The organism is Pantoea sp. M_10 (assembly GCF_008631515.1).
Lineage (GTDB): Bacteria > Pseudomonadota > Gammaproteobacteria > Enterobacterales > Enterobacteriaceae > Pantoea > Pantoea anthophila.
The window spans coordinates 80,796-101,887 of sequence record NZ_VWUL01000010.1 but is presented as its reverse complement, the minus strand read 5'-3'; the positions used below and the strand labels follow the sequence as shown (position 1 = coordinate 101,887).

The following is a 21,092-nucleotide window of genomic DNA, read 5'->3' as shown; positions in this document are numbered from 1 at the left end:
ATCGAACTTTTCCTCGCTAAGCGCGGCCACCCGCGTTTGATATGTTGCGCTGACTACAACAGACTCAGGAATGAGAAATGAAAAAAGTATTACTCAGCGCACTCATTATTGCCGCTCAGGCGGGCTTAGCATTCAGCACCCAGGCAGCAGAGAAGCCCGAAACGATCAATATCGGTTTCCAGAAGGCCAATATCTTCGCGCTGCTGAAATATCGCGGCACGCTGGATCAGGAATTTAAAAAGCAGGGGATCGCGGTTCACTGGATTGAGTTTCCGGCCGGGCCGCAGATGCTCGAGGGGCTGAACATCGGCAGCATCGACCTCGCGGCGACCGGCGACGCGCCGCCCACCTTTGCGCAGGCCGCCCAGGCCGATCTGGTCTATCTGGCACATTCGCCCGCCAACCCGAAAACCGAGGCGATTGTGGTTCCGGCCGACTCGCCGATCAAAAGCGTTGCGGATCTGAAGGGGAAGCGCGTCGCGCTGAACAAAGGCTCTGACGTGAACTATCTGCTGGTCACCGCGCTGGAGCAGGCGGGGCTGAGCTACAAAGACATTACGCCGGTTTATCTGCCTCCTGCCGATGCGCGTGCCGCTTTCCAGCGCGGCGCGGTGGATGCCTGGGTCATCTGGGATCCTTACTATGCAGAAGTGGAAACCAATGCTCACGCGCGGCTGATCAAAAATGCAGAAGGACTGGTGCCCCATTACACCTTCTACCTCGCCAGTCGTAAGTTTGCGGAAGGGTACCCGCAGATCGCCAGCAGGGTCGTGGATGAACTCGGCACGCTCAGCAGCTGGGCCAATCAGCATCAGGAAGAGGCAGCCAGAATCATGTCCACCTCAACCGGGCTGCCCCAGCCTGTCTGGCAGCGCGCGCTGGCGAGAATGCCGTTTGGCGCAGAGCGGATGACGCCAGAGGTCTTCACCCAGCAGCAGGCGCTGGCGGATACCTTTACCCGGATTGGTCTGCTGCCGGTGAAGGTCGATATCCGCAGCGCCACCTGGTCGCAGGATAAAAAGTAGGGGAGAGCCGGGCGGAGGTTCGGAGGGCTTCCGCCTGACGCCAGAGGGGAAACCGGCACGCGTCCGGAGCCTGTTTATGACGGTCAGGATATTATCCGCCACCGGCTCCAGAGCAAAAATTAACCTGCCGTAAGGCAAACGGCAGCAGGATGCAAAGACGTTGATAAGGCGAGAAACAGGAGGGTTTTAGCGAAGCGGTGCTTACATTTCATAGGGTTACATAATATTAATATCCTCAGAATGCGTCATGCGCTGTTCTACACTTAGACATTCAATCACGTCATTTGATTGAAAAAGCAGCATCACGAAGAGGGTGGCGACCGTAAACATTCACGCAGCCGCAGCCTTCATAACTGATCATGCACGTGAGGAGAACACCATGAAAGCAGTTGTCTATAACGGACCTTTTGACGTTTCAGTCAAAGAGGTGCCGGATCCCAGAATCGTTCGTCCTACCGATGTCATTGTCCGTATTACCACCACCAATATCTGCGGTTCCGACCTGCATATGTACGAAGGGCGCACCAGCTTCGAACAGGGTCGCATCTTTGGCCATGAAAACCTGGGCCAGGTCATTGAAATCGGCGGCGCGGTTGAGCGGGTCAAAGTCGGCGATTATGTCTGCCTGCCTTTTAATGTTGGCTGTGGATTCTGTGAAAATTGCGAGAAAGGGTTAACCGGTTACTGTCTGACAGCAAACCCGGGTACGGCCGGTGCCGCCTATGGCTTTGCTGAAATGGGCGAATGGGATGGCGGACAGGCGGAATTACTGCGCGTTCCCTATGCTGACTTTAACTGCCTGGTACTGCCGCCTGATGCAGTAGAAAAAGAGGAAGACTACGTTTTACTGTCCGACATCTTCCCCACCGGCTGGCATGCCACTGAACTGGCAGGCTTGCGCCCCGGAGAGAGTGTTGCCATTTACGGTGCCGGACCGGTCGGCCTGATGGCTGCACACTCGGCCCTGATCAAGGGCGCCTCGCAGGTGTTTGTGGTGGATACCCATCCGGACAGACTGGCGCTGGCCGAACAGATGGGCGCAGTGGCCATCAACGGGGTGGGCGATGAGGCCGTCAATAAAATTCTCGAGTTAACCGACGGGCGCGGCACGGATTGCGGCTGCGAGTGCGTGGGCTATCAGTGCTGCAATAAACATGGCCACGAGGATAACTCTGCCACGCTGAACAGCCTGGTCGCCTCAACCAAGGCCACAGGCGGCATCGGTGCAGTAGGCGTTTTTGTTCCGCAGGACCCCGGCGGCGCGACCGATCTGGCCAAAGAGGGTAAAGTGCCTTTCGATTTTGGTAATTTCTGGTTCAAGGGGCAGTCGATCAAGACCGGCCAGTGTAATGTCAAAGCGTACAACCGCCAGCTCGCCAGGCTTATCCATCAGGGCAGAGCCAATCCGGCGCAGATCATTTCGCACCGACTCGCGCTGGCAGACGCAGCCGAAGGCTATAAGCATTTTGATGATCGTGATAATGGCTGGACGAAAGTCATTCTGAAACCCTGACAGGTCGTTCAGAAGAGATAAGACACATTCAGGCGGTGGGAAGAGGGAGAACGCAAACTGCCTGTCTGTGGCTGGGGATGTTTAGTGCAATTATATCCTGGGATATGAGAGAAGAGGAAAACAGCACGGCAGGCAATGAGATCAGAGATCCATAGCGATCACCGGCCCCTAATTTAACATAAATTACATTATACGCATTGTAATTTATGGACAGTAGTCTCCAGCCCGTTAGCCTAAGAGATGTCAGGCCAAATCTGTGTACAGGAATAAACAGGATAATAGCCGGCGTTAACGATTCCCTGTCTTTTAGTACGGCAGGATATGGTCAGTTACGGATACGCGAGGGCGTGGTTTACCGCTACTACAACGATTTGGGACTCCATTCAGGAAACTGTACCTGGGAGGGTTGGTACGCTGGCTCATTATGGCGTATGTACGGACGAAGAACTGAAAAGGCCCGTGACCGCCAGCGATATCAATACGGCGCTGGCGAAATACGTACATAAAGTCGAACGATATATTCGCCGTAAAGTACCCAACCACCGTCTGACCCAGGCTCAGTTCGACGGACTGGTCTCTTTCATTTATAACGTGTCTGATCCTTCGGCTGTTATGGATGCGGCTGATCGTGGCGACATGAAAGCGGTACACGATAAGATGCTGCAGTACATTTATATTTTTAAACATGATGCTAAAGGCAGGAAAGTCGGCAACCCGAAAATTCTGGTATCTCTCTATAAAAGAAGGCTTGAAGAAGCCGCCCCGTTCAGGCAGGAATAATATGATTAAAAAATTATCAATCACTCTCCTGTTAACAATGTGTACATCCGCCACTGTATTTGCAGGCAGTGATAAAGAAACAGACGCCCGGCTGGATACCCTGATGGGTGCTGATTCTCACGGGCAATACCATCAGTTTTTTAATAAGTTGCAGAAAGCGGTTAAAGAAAAGGATAAAAAAACCGTGGCTGAAATGGTCGACTATCCCATTACAGTTACCGTCAGCCATAAAGAAATCGATATTGCTGACAGTCGTGCTTTTGTTCAGGCATATGACAGCGTGTTCACTGACAGGCTGGTCAACATCATTTTGCATCAAACGTATGCAGACCTGTTCGTCAACAGTACGGGTGTGATGGTCGGAGAGCAGGGAGAGGTCTGGTTCAGCGGCCTGTGCAGCGTCAAAGACTGCAGCAAGTTTGATATCAAAATCATGCAAATTAATAACTGATCATTAGTTAATCATGCTGTCAATTATGGCGATACCCTATCAGCACGCTATTGCATTAAAGCCGACTTTACAGCCTGATAATCCAGCCTCTGTGGTTGAGCAATCCTTCCTGTTCTTCTACCTTCAGAGAGCGTCAGTGACGCCTCTATCCCACCCGATTAGCTTACCGGAGGTCCGATGACGGACAGATACCAATCCGCGCCTGACAAAGACACCCTCTTTTTCGATGTCAATGAGACCCTGCTGGACACGACCGAACTGAATCAGGTGGTCGCACAGCGACTCGGTGACCGGCCGGAACGTGCCGAAGCCTGGTTTACTTCAGTGCTGCACCACTCTCTGGTCGAATCCGTGACCGGCAGCTGGCATAGCTTTGGTGATATCGCCGAAGCGGTGCTGAAGATGACCGCTTCGCGTTACGGTGTAACCCTGCCTGAAGAAGCAACGCCACTGGCTGACATTATCGCCGCAATGCCGCCGCATCCTGATGTCGCCGCAGGGCTGACTGCCCTGCAGCAGCAGGGTTTTACGCTGGTTGCGCTGACCAACTCCTCTGCCGCGCTGGCTGAACAACAACTCAGTTCAGCCGGGCTGGCACCGCTATTCGCCCGCATTCTCAGCGTGGAGCAGATTAAGGTTTATAAGCCCGATCTGAGAGTTTATCAGTGGGCAATGAAAGAGATGGGCAAGCCTGCCGCAGAGTGCATGATGGTGGCGGCGCATGGCTGGGATGTCGGTGGCGCAAAACGGGCAGGGATGAAGACCGCATTTATCACCCGCAAAGGCCAGTCACCTTATCCACTGGCGCCTGCACCGGATTTGATCGTCAGCGATACAGGTGCGCTGGCCGCACAGCTTAAACGGCTCTGCTTAACGCAATGACCGGCAGATCAAATCCGGGCATTCAGCCTGCCTGTGTCTCAAATGCCGATCTGACCGCTTCCACGATGCGTCCGGACAGCGTCGCGTCGTCCAGCATCGGGAACGTTTTTTTAAGCTTGCCTGAGATCTGCCAGCCATTTTCCTTCAGCGAACGGATAATCCGGCTTGCATCCTGATCGGGCATTTCCACAACCTCTTTCAGACGCTGCTGCGCACGCTGAAATATGACTAACACGCGCGCTTCATCTGCCATTTCTGTTCGAACGGTGTGCTCTATGACTCTGCACGTATAGAGCACATGCTCGGTTAGGTCGGGATAACGCCAGGCGAAGCGGGCATCCTCATAGTCGCTGAAAATGAAGTTACTTTGCGTGCCATCTTCATAGGTTTTGAGTTCACCAAACCGATAGCAGCCTGCATAACGCCGCATAAGCCGTTTAGAAAACACGTCCAGCGTGCGATCGTAACCGACGCGAAAGTCCATCGAACTGGTGATGGTGGCCGAGACGGGCAGAATGACCCCATCCGGTATCGCTCCGTCACGAATCAGCGTGTCATTAATTAAAAAGCGATGGATCCGGCCATTGCCATCGCGCATGGGATGGATATAGACAAATCCAAACGCAATAACAGCGGCACGGGCCAGCGGCGCGGCTCCGTGCGTCGCCTGTTCAAAGGCTTTCAGTCCCTGCATGAAACGAGGAACATCATCATAGTGCGGCGCAATATAGTGGACGATATCTTCGCGCATTGTCGACTGCCCGACAAATACCGGCGAGCGTCGCAGACCCAGTCCCAGTGCATCCTGCCCCAGAATGCCCTGCTGTATCGTGTGCAGGCTGACATCGCTGAGCGGATCGTCCAGCTGACCGCAATACTGCGCAATAACGTGGGCAAACCGCTGAATGCGATCGCCCTGGTCCGACTCTTTCTCAATCAGAAAACTGGCGCGGGACTCTTTAAATGTCAGCCAGCTGGCGGTGCGCATCAGAATATCTGCGCCAAAGGCCTTATCCAGATCTGAAAAAGCAGCATTGAGATCGAACGCCAGCGCCTGTTCAACGGCAGCTGTTCTGCGCACCAGGGGGCAGAAATCGATCGATCCCGGCAGGTTATCGTTAATGCGCCAGCGTCTGCTGCGTTTCACGGTGGTTCGGGTCAGATACGCTTTCGATGAAATCGCATCAATATAGCCGCCATTAGTGACATCGGGCACCTGCAGCAGGTTACCGGTCAGCCACTCATAGAAAAACCCTGCCCGACGCGCATATTGTCCGAACGGCTCCTGACGACACCACGCCTCCAGAGGTTCCGGCCCGATTACCGTAAACAGGCGGGCAAAAAACTCCAGGTGGATCTCTTCATATTTGAGACCAAAGGCAAAATGCCCGGCAAAATCATCTTCCGGCTGATAGCCAAGAGGATAGTAATTTTCCACCTGCCCCTGACTGTCATGATGAGAACGCACCGTTCCAATCGCTGATTTCACACGCAGTGGCTGCGCCAGTCTGATTGCATAACGTTCGCGCAATGCGCTAAAGCCGACCAGCATACTGAATCCTTTATTTTTCACGCTAAAACGCTAACAAAAAGGATTTCTATCACGAAAACGATAACTTCGCTACGCCGACCCGGCTAATCTTTGCCCGAAAACGTGAATAAAAAAGAGAGTTGATGCGAAAACAGTAATGCAGACCCTATTCAGGGCTTAACCACGATGCACAAAAGCCCGATGACAATCATCACCACGCCCGCCAGGCTATGCCAGCTGAACGCCTCATGAAATACCGGCAGAGAAACTGCGGCCAGCCAGACCAGCACGTAACTCAGGCTGAGCAGCGGATAGACCCGGTTCAGGGGGAAATGACCCAGCGCCCGGATCCAGCAGAGCATGGAGAGGCCATAGGCGCCCAGCCCCGCCACCAGCAGCAGGGCGGGCAGTAGGCAGATAGCAGGCAGTGACGTCAGGCTGCTGACATCGGGCAACTGCGGCATCGCCCAGCGCATCATCAGCTGCGCCGCCGAGACCAGCAGCACGCTGCAGGCAACCCATCCATACCCTTTCATATCTGACTCGCCATCAGCGCCACGCCGGTGACCACCAGCAGCGTGCCGGTTATCTGCCGCAGCGTTAACCGTTCACGCCACAGGAGACGTCCGGCCAGCGCCACAAAAATAAAGTTAAGGCTCAGCATCGGGTAGGCCTGGCTGACCGGCACCCGCTGCAGCACCAATAGCCAGAGGAGCATCGCAACGCCCAGCAGCAGCACGCTCACGCCAATCCAGCTCAGGCGCGTCCGGCGGGATACCGCCCTCGTCGCCTGCTTCTGGCAAAGCTGTGCGCTGCAGCTGAGCAGACTGACCAGAATAATCAGCAGCAGCATTACTTCGTCTGGCTGTAGTAGAGGCAGACCAGCCTGCCCTGACGATAGACGGCGTCCGGCACCGGCACATCCTCATCGATATCGCTGTGAACCGAGTCCATCAGCAACAGCAGCGACACGCTCCCCTCGCGACGATGTGGGGCAAGCCAGCCGGCGAAATCTGCCCGTGAAACAAAGCGGGACTGCGCATCCGGGTAGCCGAGCCCATATTCCAGTTCCCCCTTGCTGTCATAGAAACCGATATCGCTGCGCTGCAGGTGCCAGGCGGCCGCAGAGGCGATGCCGGGGTTGTCAGCCAGGATAAAGCGGCTGGTGGCCAGTTGCTTACTGATAACCGCCACAAAACGCTGCGGCTGTTTGGCATCGCGGATCTTATCGGGGATGGCCGCACCGATAACCAGCGCAAGGCCCAGCGGGCAGAGTGCCGCCGCCAGCCAGCGACGCGAGGAAGAACGGCAGCTGTACGCCCCCACCAGCCCCCAGCAGAGAAATGCCACTGCCGCCAGCACCAGCTTCAGCATCTCATGCGTGGCGAACAGCGGATGATGCGTCAGACTCCAGGGGGCCAGTACCAGCAGTACGGCGGCCAGCGTCAGGATACCGAATATCAGGTTCAGCCAGCCATTCAGCGTCAGGGCGCGCCCTGCCCGCTGCGCAGCGTTCAGGCCATAATGGGCCATCAGCAGTGACAGCGGAACAAAACAGGGCAGGATATAGGTCGGGAGCTTGCCCTTCGCCAGACTGAAAAACAGCAGCGGCATCACCGTCCAGCTCAGCAGATAGAGCGCACCGGGATGCTGATGACGCTCACGCCAGCCCGTAAGCAGTGCCCCCGGCAACAGTGCCAGCCACGGCAGCGTGCCCAGCAACAGAATCGGCAGGTAATACCAGAATGGGGCTTTGTGCTGCGCATTCGCCTCTGCGAAGCGCTGGATATGCTCGACCCAGAAGAAGTAGTGCCAGAAATCGGGAGCCTGATGATAAATGGCCAGCACCCAGGGCGCACTGATTGCCGCAGCAGAGAGCAGCGCCAGTGGGCCGAAGCAGAGCAGCTCCGGCACTCTCCTGCGCCAGATCGCCCACGGCAGGATCGTCAGTACCGGCAGCGCCAGTGCCAGAAAGCCTTTGGTCATGAATCCCATGCCGCAGGCGAGCCCCAGCAGCAGATAGCCGCCCACGCGCCCGGCGCGTCCACTGGCCTCTGTCGCCAGCCAGAAGCTGCACATGGCGGCCGCCAGCCAGAGCATCAGCATCGGATCGAGCACCGCATAGGTGCCGACCCCATAGACCAGCAGCGAGCTGAGGAAAATGATCGCGCCGGCGATCGCGGTTCGCGAGGAAGCAAACATCCGCCTGCCGAGCCAGAAAATCAGGGCAGCGGTCAGGGCAGTGGAGAATATCGAGCCGGCCCGCACGCCAAAATTATTGTGGCCAAACAGCCACTGACCCAGCGAGTTAATCCAGTAACCCGCAATCGGTTTTTCAAAATAGCGCAGGCCGAAAAAGTGCGGCGTGATCCCGTTGCCGGTTGCCAGCATCTCCCGGCTGATCTCCGCATAGCGGGTTTCATCCGGCTGCCAGAGATCGCGGAACACCGGCGGGACAAGGTAATAGAGGATAAAAAAGCTGAAAAACAGCAGCCATATTGTCTGGTTACGTATCCGCACTAGTTCGCCTCTTCCATCCGTTTCTGGCAGCCCAGCCACCCTTCCCGTCCGGCAATTTCGCCTCTGACCACCCGGCCTAATGGCAGCGTCGTCAGATCAGCGGGCAGCAGTTCACTGAGCGGACAGAACTGAATGCCGTTATCGGCGGCCAGGGTCAGGAGGCGATCGAAGTCCGGGTAGCCGATGATCCCCTCCACTTCGGCATGAACGGTGTAAACCGCCCCCTCTTCCGCAGCGAGCATTCGGGTCAGAATGAAGTCGTTGTACCCCTCTGCGCTGACCTCGCGCCCCACTACCTCATCCCAGGTCGGCAGCGTTACCGGGATCTGCACCGTCCCGATCTGCCCGTCTGGCAGCACCGGCCGGAACGGGCCGCTGCCGCGACAGTCGCTGTTGTAAGTGAATCCGAACGGCTGTTTAGCGGCGACCACCCGGCCATCCGCGCGCCATCCGGCCACGGCCGAGCAGCTGACCGGATGGCCGAGGATCTCACTCAGCAGGTCGGTGCCGCGCGCTATCTGCTCTGCCAGCTTTTCCTGCGGCCAGACGCCCGCCCAGGTCTGCCACGCAAAGTGGTCCCAGGCGTGCAGTCCCACCTCATGCTGACGGGTGGCGTCCTGAATAATGTGCCGCAGACGGCGCCCCATCTGCTTGCCTGGCCACGCCGTTCCGGCCAGCAGGATATCCCAGCCATAGAGCGACGCGGCCCGGGAACGCACCATTTTCAGGAGAAAGGCCGGCTTCACCAGTCGCCAGAGATGGCGGCCCATGTTGTCCGGCCCCACACTGAAGAAAAAGCTGGCCCGCACAGCATGACGCCGGAACAGCGTAAGCAGCGCCGGCACGCCCTGCTGCGTGCCGCGCCAGGTATCTACGTCAATCCGCAGACCGATCTTCTTCATCACTTGTCAGCCTGTTGCTCAATGGTGCGCAGGAAGAAGTCGAGCGTGTTGTCGATGGTGACATCCATCGTCACGGTTGGGGTCCAGCCGAGTAAGCGGCGCGCATTGCGGATAGCAGGTTTGCGGTGCTCCACATCCTGATACCCTTTTCCGTAGTAGCTGCTGCTCTCCACTTCGCGGAAACCGGCAAACGGCGGGAACTGGCTGCGCAGCGGGTGACGCTCAAAGCTCTCCAGCAGCTGCTCGGCCAGCTCTTTGATACTGGCTTCGTTGTCCGGATTACCGATATTGATGATCTGCCCATCACAATTCTGCTGTTTGTTCTCGATGATGCGGAACAGCGCCTCCACGCCATCTTTGATATCGGTAAAGCAGCGCTTCTGTTTGCCGCCGTCAATCAGCTTGATGGGCGAACCTTCCACCAGGTTGAGGATCAGCTGGGTAATGGCGCGGGAGCTGCCGATACGCGCGGCATTGAGGTTGTCCAGACGCGGTCCCATCCAGTTGAACGGCCGGAACAGGGTAAAGCGCAGCCCCTCTTTTTCGCCATAGGCCCAGATCACCCGATCCAGCAGCTGTTTGGAGACCGAATAGATCCAGCGCTGTTTGTTGATCGGCCCGACCACCAGGTTGGAACAATCTTCATCGAAGCTGTCATCGGTACACATGCCGTACACCTCAGAGGTGGACGGGAAAATGATGCGCTTCTGATACTTCACACAGTCGCGAATGATTTTCAGGTTTTCTTCGAAATCGAGCTCAAACACGCGCAGCGGATTGCGGGTGTACTCAATCGGCGTGGCGATCGCCACCAGCGGCAGGATGACGTCACATTTCTTAATGTGATACTCAATCCATTCGGAGTGGATAGCGATGTCCCCTTCGACGAAGTGGAAACGCGGATGGTCGAGGAAGCGGCTGATGGCATCGGAACTGATATCCAAGCCATACACCTCGAAATGCGCATCCTCCAGCAGCCGTTCGGTAAGATGGTTACCGATAAAGCCGTTAACGCCAAGGATCAGCACCCGGGTGCGGCGCTGGAGCGCCGACTGCGGCTGCGAATAGAGCAGCGCGCCAGGCACCATGCCCAGACTCTGCGCCAGCTGACTGCCGTTCATATAGACGCCATGATCGGACTGCCCGGTCTGGATTTCAAGCGCCCCCTCACCACAGGCAATCAGGAACGGCTGCTTAGAGATTACCGTGCCCGGTCTGGCCTGATGCGGCTCGTGATGAACCCGGCTCTTCCAGACAATGAAGCGGACCGACCCGGCGAAGGCAAAGGCGCCAGGCCAGGGATCGGTGACCGCTCTGACCAGGTTGTGGATCGTCTGAGCAGGCTGGTTCCAGTCAATCCTTCCATCTTCGGCGGTACGACGGCCGACACGGGTCGCCTGACTCTCATCCTGGGGCCACTCACTGACCTCACCCTGACGCAGGCGGGGTAAAACGTCGCCCAGCAGCTGCTCTGCGACACTGATGAGTTTACGGTGCAGGGTCAGCGCATTGTCCTGGTCCTCGATAGCCACCGCCTGCTGCGCCAGAATATGACCGGCATCGGCACGCTTTACCATGCGATGCAGGGTGACACCCGTTTCACGTTCACCGTTCACCAGCGCCCAGTTGAGGGGTGCCCGCCCCCGGTATTTTGGCAGCAGCGAGCCATGCAGGTTAAAGGCCCCTTTTTGCGCGCATTGCAGGATCTCATCGCTGAGCAGATGGCGATAATAGAAGGAGAAAATCATCTCTGGCGCCATGCTGCGGATACGATCCAGCCAGATCGGGTGATTCGCCTCGTCGGGCGCATAGACCGGGATGCCATGCTCTGCCGCCAGACGCGCAACCGAGCCGAAAAAAGGATTTTCAGTTGCCACGTCGTTGTGGGTGAAAATGGCGGTGATCTCATAGCCTGCCTTCAGCAGCGCATTGATGCCGACACAGCCCATATCGTGATAGGCGAAAACGAGGGTCTTCATGATTGAGTATCCTGTACTGATGGCTCTTCTGGAGCCTGAACAATGCGTTGAACGAAATAGCGCGGACGCGCCCGAACGTCGTTATAAATGCGCCCGATGTACTCCCCGAGCAGTCCCATGCCCACAAACTGGGCACCCGTAAACATGAACAGCACGGCAAACAGAACAAAAACGCCATCCCCCGCCCAGGCCGCACCAAAGAAGAGGCGCAGAACAATCAGCACCAGCGAGAAAGCGAAGCCAGCGAGTGCAATCAGGCTGCCGATAACGCTGAGCAGTCGCAGGGGGGTGGTGGTCAGGCAGGTCACCAGGTCGTACATCAGGTTGATCAGGCGCATAAAGCTGTATTTCGAGTCGCCAAATGCCCGCTCAGCGTGGATCACCGGCAATTCGATGGTGTGACGGGCAAAGGTGTTCGCCAGAATCGGAATAAAGGTGCTGCGCTCGTGGCAGTTGAGCATCGCCTCAACGATGTGACGACGATAGGCGCGCAGCATGCAGCCGTAATCCCCCATCGCTTTGCCAGTCACTCGCTGGATCAGCCGGTTGAGCGTGCGCGAGGCTTTACGCCGGAACCAGGTGTCCTGGCGCTGCTGGCGGACCGTGCCGACCACGTCATAGCCCTGACGCGCCGCCTCAACCAGCCGCGGGATCTCCTCCGGCGGGTTCTGCAGATCGGCATCGAGCGTGATAATCAGATCGCCACGCACCTGACTGAAACCGGCCATGATGGCGGAGTGCTGCCCGTAATTGCGGTTGAGCAGCACACCGATGACCCGGCTGCCGGGTGCGGAAGCTGCCTGCTCAATCAGCCCGGCGGAACGGTCACTGCTGCCGTCATCGACCAGCAGGATTTCATAGTCCATCTGCAGTGTGTCGCAGGCGGCAGCGGTGCGCTGAAGCAGCTCCGGCAGGCTCTCCTGCTCGTTGTAGACCGGGATAACCACGGAGAGTCTGTTGATCGGTTTATTCTCGCCCATATCAGACTCCGGCAATATCATGCAGCGCCTGAATGACGCGCTCGACATCCTGGTCCGTCATTGAGGGAAACAGGGGAATCGAACACATCTGCTGGCTGTTGCGTTCACTGGCGGGCAGACGTAAATCGGGATAGCGCTCGCGATAATATTTGTGGGTGTGGGCGGCCCGAAAATGCAGACCGCTGCCGATATTGCGCGCCTTCAGCGCCTGCATAAACGCATCACGCGACAGGCCAGACTGGCGTTCATCAATACGGATAATAAACAGATGCCACGCATGCTGATGAGGCCAGGCGGGCAGTGACAGCGGCGTGAAAGGCAGTGCGCGCAGCGCGGCAAGATAACGTTCGGCAATCTCGCGGCGGCGTGCAATAAAACCGGGCAGTTTCTGTAACTGCACCAGCGCAATGGCTGCGCTGATGTCGGGCAGGTTGTATTTAAAGCCGGGCATCATCACTTCTGCCTGCGGCAGACGGCCCTGCGTCTGGCGATCAAAAGCATCAACGGCCAGACCATGAAACTTCAGGCTGCGTATGCGATCGGCCAGCGCGGCGTCATCGGTCACCACCAGGCCACCTTCCGCACAGGTGATATTTTTAATGGCGTGAAACGAAAAAATTGCCGTGCCGCGGTGCCCGATCGGCTTTCCGTGATAGGTCGTGCCTGCCGCATGTGCCGCATCCTCAATGATGGCAATGCTATGCTGCTCAGCCAGCTGGTAGATCGGGTTAAGATCGACCGGTGCGCCAGCGTAATGGACCGGAATAATGGCGCGGGTCCGGGGCGTAATCGCCTGCGCAATCAGTTCCGGCGTCACCATCAGGGTATCAGGGTCCACATCGATCATGACCGGCGTGGCGCCCAGCAGCGTGATCAGATTCAGCGTGGAAACCCAGGTCATGGAGGGCGTAATCACCTCATCACCCGGCCCAATTCCCATTGCCATCAGCGTGACGTGCATTCCGGCGGTGGCAGAGCTGACGGCAATCGCGTGCAGGTTGCCGGTCAGGCGGACAAAGGCCTGCTCCAGTCCGGCGCACTGAGCGCCGGTTGTGATCCAGCCCGAGTCAAAGACCGCTTTCACGGCTGACAGCTCTTCATCACCCAATGAGGGACGGGAAAAAGGCAAAAAATCCATGCTAAAACTCCTGCAGATCAAACCCATAAGCGATCGCGCGAAATTAATCAGGCACAACGCCGGAAACAGAACTTAAATAGCGATTTATCATCCGCCGGCAGGGATGTTATTTACCCCAGGCGTCCATTTCTGGAATAGGGGTTGCCGGACGGGTAATACAAACTAGCGCACGAAAGTTAACTGAACATTAAATGAAGGGAATGAATAACAATAAATTAATGCAGGGTTCATTTGGTCATTTCTGAAAAAGTTCACTGATATGCATTAATATCGCCTCCGGGCAGACTTCTTTTTGATTGATTGATGATTTGTTTATAAAACAACGGAATCTGCCGCTGAATGATCGGCTTTCCATTATGTCCGGTCAGGGAGCCTCTCAGATAAAAATAGCTTACTGAAGAACGCAGATGATTAATCACCGCCCTCTTACAATCCCGGTAAACGTCAGATTCCATATTCCCGCCTTAATGTATTCTTAATATTTCCCGTTATTTTTGCGCTGAGACGACGGCCACCGTTAACGTTTCGTGAATCTCAGATGACAGCACGTTAATATTTGTCACATACGTCACGACAGAAAGGTAAAACAGTGTTACAAAGTCAATAAAATCGCGGTTTCAGGCGTCAGCGTTTGAGCCCGCTCAGAATGAGAAAATAGTGATGAACCGTGTCGCCTGCTTATACGCTCTGCTCGCCTTGTTCAGCCCGGCGCTTTACGCCGCCCCCGTCACCTATACCATCGCGCCTGAGAAAACGTCGATCGGCCTTTCATGGCGTGCCTTTGGTCATGACTTTTCTCAGGCCACACTGCGCGGCGTGACTGGCACGGTGACGCTTAATCACGATGAAGAGCGTGATGACCATATTGACGTCACCATTCCGGTCGCGACGCTGGTGGCATCAAACAGGCTGTTAACCTGGCAACTGAAAAGCGATCTGTTTTTCGATGCAGAGCATTATCCGCAGATTCACTTCGTCAGCAGCCGCGTTGCCTCGATGGGGGGCGCTGATTACCGGATTTTTGGGTTGTTAACGGTCAAAGATGTCAGCCGGCCAGTGGTGATGCTGGCCACGCTCGACAGCGGACAGGCCTTTGACCCCGCCTCAGATTCGCTAACCCTGCACGCCTCGACCGCGATTTCCCGCACGGCATTCCGGGTGGATCGGCTGGTCGGCGTGGTGGATGATCGCGTCAACATTGCACTGACCATTGCGGCGGAAGTGAAGCGGCCGCTGTCCTCACCGTTAATATCGTCCCGATAAGGGTTGTCCCTTAACCTGACTCGCAAGATAAACGCTCAGGTCAGGCTAAAAAACTATAGTCAACCTGAATACTAAAATAAAAAACTATATATGCGGTTTTCGCAGCTTTAATCTTTTATGACTTCGGGGTGGCGTTAATATTGCTTCTGGTGCGGCTTAACGTTTATGAACTGCGTGTTCAGAGAGAACCGGACAGCCTGCATCAGTCAATTAACAGGCAGGCAGAAAGATCGCAACGGGGCGGGCCCGACGGATATTACGGCACGCCAGGGCAGATCTGCGTACTGACGACATTATGAGAATCTGGTTTGGAACACGCTTTATCCCCGATGCGCACGACAACAGAAAGGGTGCTGCATGCCATCGTCTTTGAGGTGGTCGCCAATTGTCTGGTGTTCATCATTCTGATGATCTGCGCCTCCGCGGCGCCTGCGCAGTCGGCACTGTTGACGGTAGCTTCATCAGCACTGGCGATGGGAGGGAACTATCTGTTTAACCTGTTGTTTGACCAGTTCCTGTTGCGAAAAGGCATGAAAAAAAGCTGGCGGATAAGATGCCTTCACGCCCTGTTATTTGAAGCGGGGTTGTTAGTGGTATTAATCCCCTTTGCCGCATGGTGGCTGGATATCTCGCTGCTTTCAGCGTTGAAGCTTGAATGCGGTCTGGTGCTGTTCTTTCTGGTTTATACCTGTCTGTTCAATCTGCTATGGGATTATGGAAGAGAATTGCAAACACATTATGAATAAAGTCTATTATCTGGAAAAGTTAAGAAACTGCCCCTCCAGGGATATCCTGGATATCGTGACAAGCTATATGCGTAAAAAATTGCCTTATGACGATCTCTCTTCCTTTGAAGGTGCCTACGATCATCGCAAAGCCGAGCTGATAATGAATGAGACCTTCACTGAAGTACCTGCAGATGTCTGGCGACTGGTCTGCTGATCCGGTCAGATAATCTGCAGACCGGGCATCACGTCATCCGGTAATGACGTGATGCCCGGCGAGCAGGAAACAGTGCGCGATCAGAAATGGTATGACAACCCGATCAGCCCGCTGTAATCCGTATTAAAGACGCCCCCAAAACTGCTATCGACTTTTGCATTCACAGAAAGGTCAGGGAGAATTTCGCCCTCCAGCCCGATACTGCTGCGGTAACGGTTATCAGACCAGGCGCTGTAGCGCCGGTCAGACTGGCGATCGGAGAGCGTGGTCGTGGAGCCCTTTTTTCCCGGTGAAGCTTGATAAGAGAGGCTGGCACTGAGATTAACCTTTGGCAGTAAAGTCCCCAGGCCGCGTTTCTGCACCATCACCCCACTGGTGGTGAAGCAGGGCGTGGCTGAACTTAATGAGACTGTCGCATCTTCCCCCTTAAGGCTATAGCCGGACAGGATACCGGCGCTGACGCCAACAAAAGGCGCAACAGAGATCGTGTCGTCGGCCAGACGAAACTGATAGCCGGTGCGCAGACTCCCCGCCACTATGTGACTCTTCTTTTTCACCCCCGGGATGCGTAATGCAGGATCGAGGCTTATTTCCTGAGTCAGAAACATATAGCGGCTGGCGGCATCCGTAAACCATCCGCCATCACGCTGCCAGGCATAATAGGCACCTAATGTGGCCAGACGGTGTTTCTCCTGTCCCCCTCCTTTCACCTCACCCAGGGAGTAGCTGGCACTGACGCCTGCAGTATGCGCACCGCCGCGCCTGTCCCAGCCGACATTCAGCGTCTGCTGATGACTCTTTAGGCCCAGGAAATGCCCTTGTGATTGCTCAATAGTGGCCCAGGTTCCGCTGCGATCCGGAGAGGCGCGCAGACTCTCTGTCCGGCTGTGCAGCTGGCTGACAGCCTCACTGATAATATATTGACGCGCGGCCATCAAAGCGCGGGTTTGCTGAATCAGTGGCTGGTTGTCATAAACCGTGAACCACTCATCCGGATTGAACGCGGTTTTTTGGGTGTCCTTTTCGGCTTCTGCTGTAGCCTGCGCCTCTGCTTGCGCTTCAGGCTTTGCTTTCTCTTTTTCAGCAGCGGCTGGCTGCTCTGCTGGAGCCTCGGGGTCAGAGGTCACATCCGTTACCGGGGTGGGCTCTGGCGTTACGTCTGCAACACGAGTGACATCCGGCAGAGGTGTCAGCTCTGGTGCTGGCGTGACATCCGTCACCGGCGCGGGCTCCGGCGCGACATCCGGTACAGGGGGCGGCTCCGGCGCAGGGGTGACATCGGGTAAGGGCGTGGTGTCTGGCTCAGGTTCCGCCGTCTCATTCTTTTCAAGTACCCATAGCACGCGATTGTTATTCTCTTTCACCTCATAATTCGGCGTGTAAACACTGAATCCGCTGTAACTGTCAGCAAAGGAGAAGTAGCTGTGTGACGTGCCAGCAGGGGCATCCACCATCACCAGATCCTGAGATAAGGTGGCCTGCCCTTCGTTGCCCAGTAACAGGCTCACGTCCAGCAGATTATCGCCTCCGCTGACAGCGTTTTTAACCATCAGCCGATCGTTTTCACTTGTTGAGGGTTTAGCGCCCAGCAGCAGCTTCAGCCCGGTTGCGTCCAGGGTATCAACGCTCAGCGTTTTGGGACGCCAGCTACCCGCTGGCACCATCGAAAGCGAAGCGCCACGCTGTGCCCGGAGTGATGTGACGTTACTGTGGCTGGTCATACTCCAGTTTGCGTCTGACGCCAGGGTCATCTGGCTGCTGCCGGATGATGTCACCGCACCCTGATAATCTACTTTACCCAGATAGAGCGACGCATGGTCTGCCAGCCGGACATCACCTTCAACCTCACTGGCAGGTAGCCGCGCCAGCGTCTCTGCACTTCGTACAGGCTGACTGCAGCGAGTCTCATCGGCGTAAATGGGAGCATAACAACGCCAGCTCTTCTCCCCTGTCAGCGGGCTGTCATTGTAGCCAAATGAGAGCGTGGCTGACTCAGCAGCAACAAAATTCGCTTTGACGCCAGCGTACTCTCCCGCCTGGAAAAAAGCCCCCGCACCCACATTAATCTGCCTGGCGCTGAAAAGTGAGGTGCGCCAGTCGTCATCAATCACCACTCCTCCAGCATGCGCCACGGGCTGTCCCGACAGAATCAGCGTGCCATTATCCACATTCAGATCGCCATTCAGATTCATTCCACCGGTCAGGGCAGTAATGGCCGTCGCGTTGCGCGGCTGGATATTAACGTTCATCGCGCCATTCAGGATATTTTCTCGGGTCTCACCAAGAAAACCGCGAAAAGTCTGAACGTTAAGTTGCGTCAGACGGTGATTGATAGCTTCATTTGCGTCGGTACCAAGATAAGTCCAGGTTTTCGTCGACGATTTATCGGTAGGGAAGTACCAGTATGAGGCAGTATTTAACTGAAAATATTCGGTCTCCTTCGTATAGGGATTGTTATAAACATAAATGTTACCTGGCGTTCCTTCAGGAGTCCTGCTGCTGAAGGTGTAGAAAGGGACGTCGGCGGCGGTACTGCCCGTAATGTTGAGCGTCGCCGTGGTATCACTGTGGTTGACCAGTTTAGCCCCACCATCTGTATGATTAATTTTTTTGAAGGTCAACGCATTGCCATTTAAATCTAAACGACCACCGCGATAGCCAAAGAAAATCTGGTCAGTCGCGACCTGATGCTCATCATTTAACACGACAGTTGGCCGGCCACTGACTAACGTCACGGCGGAAAAGGCCTGTTTGTTACCTGAAGTATCAGCCTGCTGATCCAATATAACGCTGCCGTCGCCCACATTCAGTGAGCCCGCATTCACGCCTTCAGCCTTCACGTGGAGCGTGCCCGCGCCAATTTTATGCAGCGCATCGCTGGCTAACCCGTTAACCTGCCAGACAACTTTTTTGCCGGCGTCTATCTCAACCCCGCCCCCTGCCCAGGTTGCGTTCACGCCGCTGGCTGAAGTCAGGGTGTAATCGCTGGAAAACTGGAGTTTTCCCGCGCCCATGTTGATCGGTGTGCTTAATGTGATCAGCCCACCATCTCCGTTAAAACGAAGATCTTTCGTGGCATCCAGTTCAGATGTGGAGGCTTTAGCAGGGGCGACGGACGCATAGGCTGAGGTCAGCCCCGACCAGGACCATGAAACGCCATCCTGTTTTATTGCATCGTCGTTCCATAAAACCGTGCCATTTCCGGCGCGATCAACAACGTCCGGCGAGGTATTGGCTGCCTCTACTGAAGCGACAAAATCACCGGGGATGTAACCTGCGACGGCGCGCTTGCGGTAGAGACCGCTGTCAGCGTCATAGCCGACGTGCACCGCAACCAGTTTCCATTGCTGCCCGATGTCGTCCCAGGCAAAAACCGGACTGCCGCTGTCTCCGGCATTAGCTCCGATTGACAGGGGTGTGGTATCTGCATCGTCAGGCCCAAGGTTGTAGTAGCGCAGATAGCTATTATTGGAAATGTCGCGCACATTCGCCGCACTGATAGTGCCACCCGATTTCCAGTTGTAAGCACCCGTCAGGCGTACCCGCTTCGTCTGCTCATCATTAATTTGCTCCTGTGTTCCTGTTCCTGCCCGCGTATACCAGGCATAACGTGATTTATAGTCAGACAGAAAGTCCGCTTTGGAGACATAAGAATAGGGGGCGGCTTCAGTGACGACCTTATCAAGGCGTGGCGCATGGAAATCCTGCGTGCTGAGATCATTGCGATTGATAAGACGGTAAGCGGTGGCGTATCCGGCCCCGTTGCCAAACTCCACCGTTTTATAACCGGTATTGTGCTTAACACTCAGCACATAGGAAGGCGAAACGAGCGTCGCATAACCTGACGAAGAGACTCCGCCAAAATCGGGAACAGGAAAACGAAGATAGTCAGAAAGTGATCCCTCTTTTTTATAAACCGGAACATTCATTGCCCCGGCATTATAGTTACCCAGGTTTTCGGCAAAATCCCGATAGGTCTGCACGTCGATATCATTAAGCATAATACCAGCATACGAAGCAGTGCAGTTAAAAAAGGTGCAGCATAGCGCCGCGCGCCCGAAATATCTCAACAGAATATCCTCATGCGGCCATTATTATTTGCGAGAAGATTTTAATCTGACAAATAGTATCACCTGGCAAATCCTTCCCTGAATCCACAACAGGTACTGATATTGACCAGCATCAAAAAAAACAGGCCATACACCAGCAGGACATCGATAAGCTATTGAACAGAATGACAATAAAATAAATACCAGAATGGAATGGTTATTAATTTAATATTAAATCAACATAGACCTGAAAGGCTTTAGATTGAATAGCTGACTAAAAATAAAAGCAAACAGACACATATGGATAAGAAAAAAACCAGATGCTGTCTGAAGACAGACCTGTTTTATGTAAGGTAAAAAGAAATACCTTTTCGTGACAGTGGGGGTAAACATAAAATATTAGCTCGGGAAGCCTTCGCCTGAATCGAAAAGATAACTCTATTCAGGCGAGGTCTGAAATTACTGCGGGTGGTCGCGGTGATACAGTGCCCATTGCTCAATACGCTCGCCAGACGGCAGCAGACAGTAAAGGGTACTGTCTGCCGGAGATATTCCCTTTACTTCCTGGCCGCCACGCTGAAGGCACCAGACGCTGGCAGGATTACGCATTGTCATACGCTGCGGTTGCTGAGCGTGTGGAGCACAGGCTGTAAGTTGCAAAGCCAGCATCATCACTGAAATGCCGGACATCTGTTTTATACGCATAATGAAAGCCTCGGGAATAACGTATTCAAAATAGGAATTGAAAGGGTACCACTCAGATTGACAGCTGCCCTGTCGTCAGTCATTTACTGTGACCCTGCGGCAGCGGAGAATCGTCTGCCCTGCTACCCGTCAAACGATCCGGAACAATTAAACCTCAACAGAGTTTATGACTCCTCTGTAAAGCTCCAGAAGAGAGAGATCGTTAATAAATGCGTTAAATTCCATATCACCCCGCAAGGCGAATTTTCGCATCACGTTATATTTGTGCGCATAGATGGTTTTTTCTGACAGATCCAGACGCTTCGCCGTCTGTCTGACGCTGTAACCTTTTTTTAAAAGGCTGAGCACCTGTAACTGTACCACTGTGATGCGAGCGAACTCACAATGCAGACAATCCGCTGGCAAAAAAGCGTGCATCCTGTCCTGAAAGGC

Annotated in this window: 20 protein-coding genes; 8 read left to right on the top strand and 12 right to left on the bottom strand. The window is 55.1% G+C overall.

Annotated elements, in window-relative coordinates; all coding sequences use genetic code 11:
• Window positions 1–77: 77 nt before the first annotated feature.
• From F3I47_RS20550 to F3I47_RS20530, 5 genes are all read left to right on the top strand, one after another.
• A complete protein-coding gene (locus F3I47_RS20550; protein WP_150030299.1) occupies window positions 78–1,025 on the top strand; it encodes a sulfonate ABC transporter substrate-binding protein in 948 nt (315 codons plus the stop codon).
• Window positions 1,026–1,404: 379 nt separating this feature from the next.
• Window positions 1,405–2,538 carry a glutathione-independent formaldehyde dehydrogenase gene (locus tag F3I47_RS20545; protein ID WP_009093156.1) on the top strand — a complete coding sequence of 378 codons (1,134 nt, stop codon included), beginning with the start codon at window positions 1,405–1,407 and terminating at the stop codon, window positions 2,536–2,538.
• Window positions 2,539–2,997: 459 nt separating this feature from the next.
• Window positions 2,998–3,318: a glycoside hydrolase family protein gene (locus F3I47_RS20540; RefSeq protein WP_190311368.1), complete on the top strand. Its 321-nt coding sequence runs from the start codon at window positions 2,998–3,000 to the stop codon at window positions 3,316–3,318.
• Between the two features lies 1 nt (window position 3,319).
• Window positions 3,320–3,769, top strand: a complete 450-nt coding sequence (locus F3I47_RS20535) for a hypothetical protein (RefSeq protein WP_150030297.1) — start codon at window positions 3,320–3,322, stop codon at window positions 3,767–3,769.
• Between the two features lie 177 nt (window positions 3,770–3,946).
• On the top strand, window positions 3,947–4,651 hold the full coding sequence (locus F3I47_RS20530) for a haloacid dehalogenase type II (protein WP_150030296.1): 705 nt from the start codon (window positions 3,947–3,949) through the stop codon (window positions 4,649–4,651).
• A 22-nt stretch (window positions 4,652–4,673) separates the two neighbouring features.
• Here the strand turns inward: F3I47_RS20530 and F3I47_RS20525 are convergent, their stop codons facing one another.
• The 9 genes from F3I47_RS20525 to F3I47_RS20485 form a co-directional block, all read right to left on the bottom strand.
• Window positions 4,674–6,203, bottom strand: a complete 1,530-nt coding sequence (locus F3I47_RS20525; RefSeq protein ID WP_150030295.1) for a Fic family protein — start codon at window positions 6,201–6,203, stop codon at window positions 4,674–4,676.
• A 149-nt stretch (window positions 6,204–6,352) separates the two neighbouring features.
• Window positions 6,353–6,718: a 4-amino-4-deoxy-L-arabinose-phosphoundecaprenol flippase subunit ArnF gene (gene arnF, locus F3I47_RS20520; RefSeq protein WP_150030294.1), complete on the bottom strand. Its 366-nt coding sequence runs from the start codon at window positions 6,716–6,718 to the stop codon at window positions 6,353–6,355.
• Window positions 6,715–7,035, bottom strand: coding sequence for a 4-amino-4-deoxy-L-arabinose-phosphoundecaprenol flippase subunit ArnE (gene arnE, locus F3I47_RS20515; RefSeq protein ID WP_150030293.1), 321 nt, complete (start codon window positions 7,033–7,035; stop codon window positions 6,715–6,717). Before arnE ends, arnF begins: the two co-directional genes overlap by 4 nt.
• Complete coding sequence (arnT, locus tag F3I47_RS20510; RefSeq protein ID WP_150030292.1) at window positions 7,035–8,702, bottom strand: lipid IV(A) 4-amino-4-deoxy-L-arabinosyltransferase; 1,668 nt, start codon at window positions 8,700–8,702, stop codon at window positions 7,035–7,037. Before arnT ends, arnE begins: the two co-directional genes overlap by 1 nt.
• Window positions 8,702–9,604 (bottom strand): 4-deoxy-4-formamido-L-arabinose-phosphoundecaprenol deformylase, encoded by a 903-nt coding sequence (gene arnD, locus F3I47_RS20505; RefSeq protein WP_009093171.1) that lies wholly within the window; start codon window positions 9,602–9,604, stop codon window positions 8,702–8,704. The genes arnT and arnD overlap by 1 nt, the downstream gene beginning before the upstream one ends.
• Window positions 9,604–11,583: a bifunctional UDP-4-amino-4-deoxy-L-arabinose formyltransferase/UDP-glucuronic acid oxidase ArnA gene (gene arnA, locus F3I47_RS20500; RefSeq protein ID WP_150030291.1), complete on the bottom strand. Its 1,980-nt coding sequence runs from the start codon at window positions 11,581–11,583 to the stop codon at window positions 9,604–9,606. The genes arnD and arnA overlap by 1 nt, the downstream gene beginning before the upstream one ends.
• Window positions 11,580–12,563, bottom strand: coding sequence for an undecaprenyl-phosphate 4-deoxy-4-formamido-L-arabinose transferase (gene arnC, locus F3I47_RS20495; protein WP_009093174.1), 984 nt, complete (start codon window positions 12,561–12,563; stop codon window positions 11,580–11,582). Before arnC ends, arnA begins: the two co-directional genes overlap by 4 nt.
• Before the next feature lies 1 nt (window position 12,564).
• On the bottom strand, window positions 12,565–13,701 hold the full coding sequence (arnB, locus tag F3I47_RS20490) for a UDP-4-amino-4-deoxy-L-arabinose aminotransferase (protein ID WP_150030290.1): 1,137 nt from the start codon (window positions 13,699–13,701) through the stop codon (window positions 12,565–12,567).
• 251 nt (window positions 13,702–13,952) lie between these two features.
• Window positions 13,953–14,156 (bottom strand): hypothetical protein, encoded by a 204-nt coding sequence (locus F3I47_RS20485; RefSeq protein WP_140029881.1) that lies wholly within the window; start codon window positions 14,154–14,156, stop codon window positions 13,953–13,955.
• A 205-nt stretch (window positions 14,157–14,361) separates the two neighbouring features.
• On the opposite strand from F3I47_RS20485, the gene F3I47_RS20480 reads away from it, so the two are divergent.
• From F3I47_RS20480 to F3I47_RS20470, 3 genes are all read left to right on the top strand, one after another.
• Complete coding sequence (locus tag F3I47_RS20480; RefSeq protein WP_150030350.1) at window positions 14,362–14,964, top strand: YceI family protein; 603 nt, start codon at window positions 14,362–14,364, stop codon at window positions 14,962–14,964.
• A gap of 308 nt (window positions 14,965–15,272) precedes the next feature.
• Entirely contained in the window at window positions 15,273–15,710 is a 438-nt protein-coding gene (locus tag F3I47_RS20475) for a PACE efflux transporter (RefSeq protein ID WP_150030289.1), read from the top strand.
• Complete coding sequence (locus F3I47_RS20470; RefSeq protein WP_341874298.1) at window positions 15,679–15,906, top strand: Hha/YmoA family nucleoid-associated regulatory protein; 228 nt, start codon at window positions 15,679–15,681, stop codon at window positions 15,904–15,906. The genes F3I47_RS20475 and F3I47_RS20470 overlap by 32 nt, the downstream gene beginning before the upstream one ends.
• Window positions 15,907–15,986: 80 nt before the next feature.
• On the opposite strand, the gene F3I47_RS20465 is transcribed toward F3I47_RS20470, so the two are convergent.
• From F3I47_RS20465 to F3I47_RS22580, 3 genes are all read right to left on the bottom strand, one after another.
• Window positions 15,987–19,907, bottom strand: a complete 3,921-nt coding sequence (locus F3I47_RS20465; RefSeq protein WP_150030288.1) for a S6 family peptidase — start codon at window positions 19,905–19,907, stop codon at window positions 15,987–15,989.
• Window positions 19,908–20,414: 507 nt separating this feature from the next.
• Window positions 20,415–20,660 (bottom strand): DUF333 domain-containing protein, encoded by a 246-nt coding sequence (locus F3I47_RS20460; RefSeq protein ID WP_150030287.1) that lies wholly within the window; start codon window positions 20,658–20,660, stop codon window positions 20,415–20,417.
• Between the two features lie 147 nt (window positions 20,661–20,807).
• Window positions 20,808–21,077, bottom strand: coding sequence for a helix-turn-helix transcriptional regulator (locus tag F3I47_RS22580; RefSeq protein ID WP_223812780.1), 270 nt, complete (start codon window positions 21,075–21,077; stop codon window positions 20,808–20,810).
• Between the last annotated feature and the right edge of the window lie 15 nt (window positions 21,078–21,092).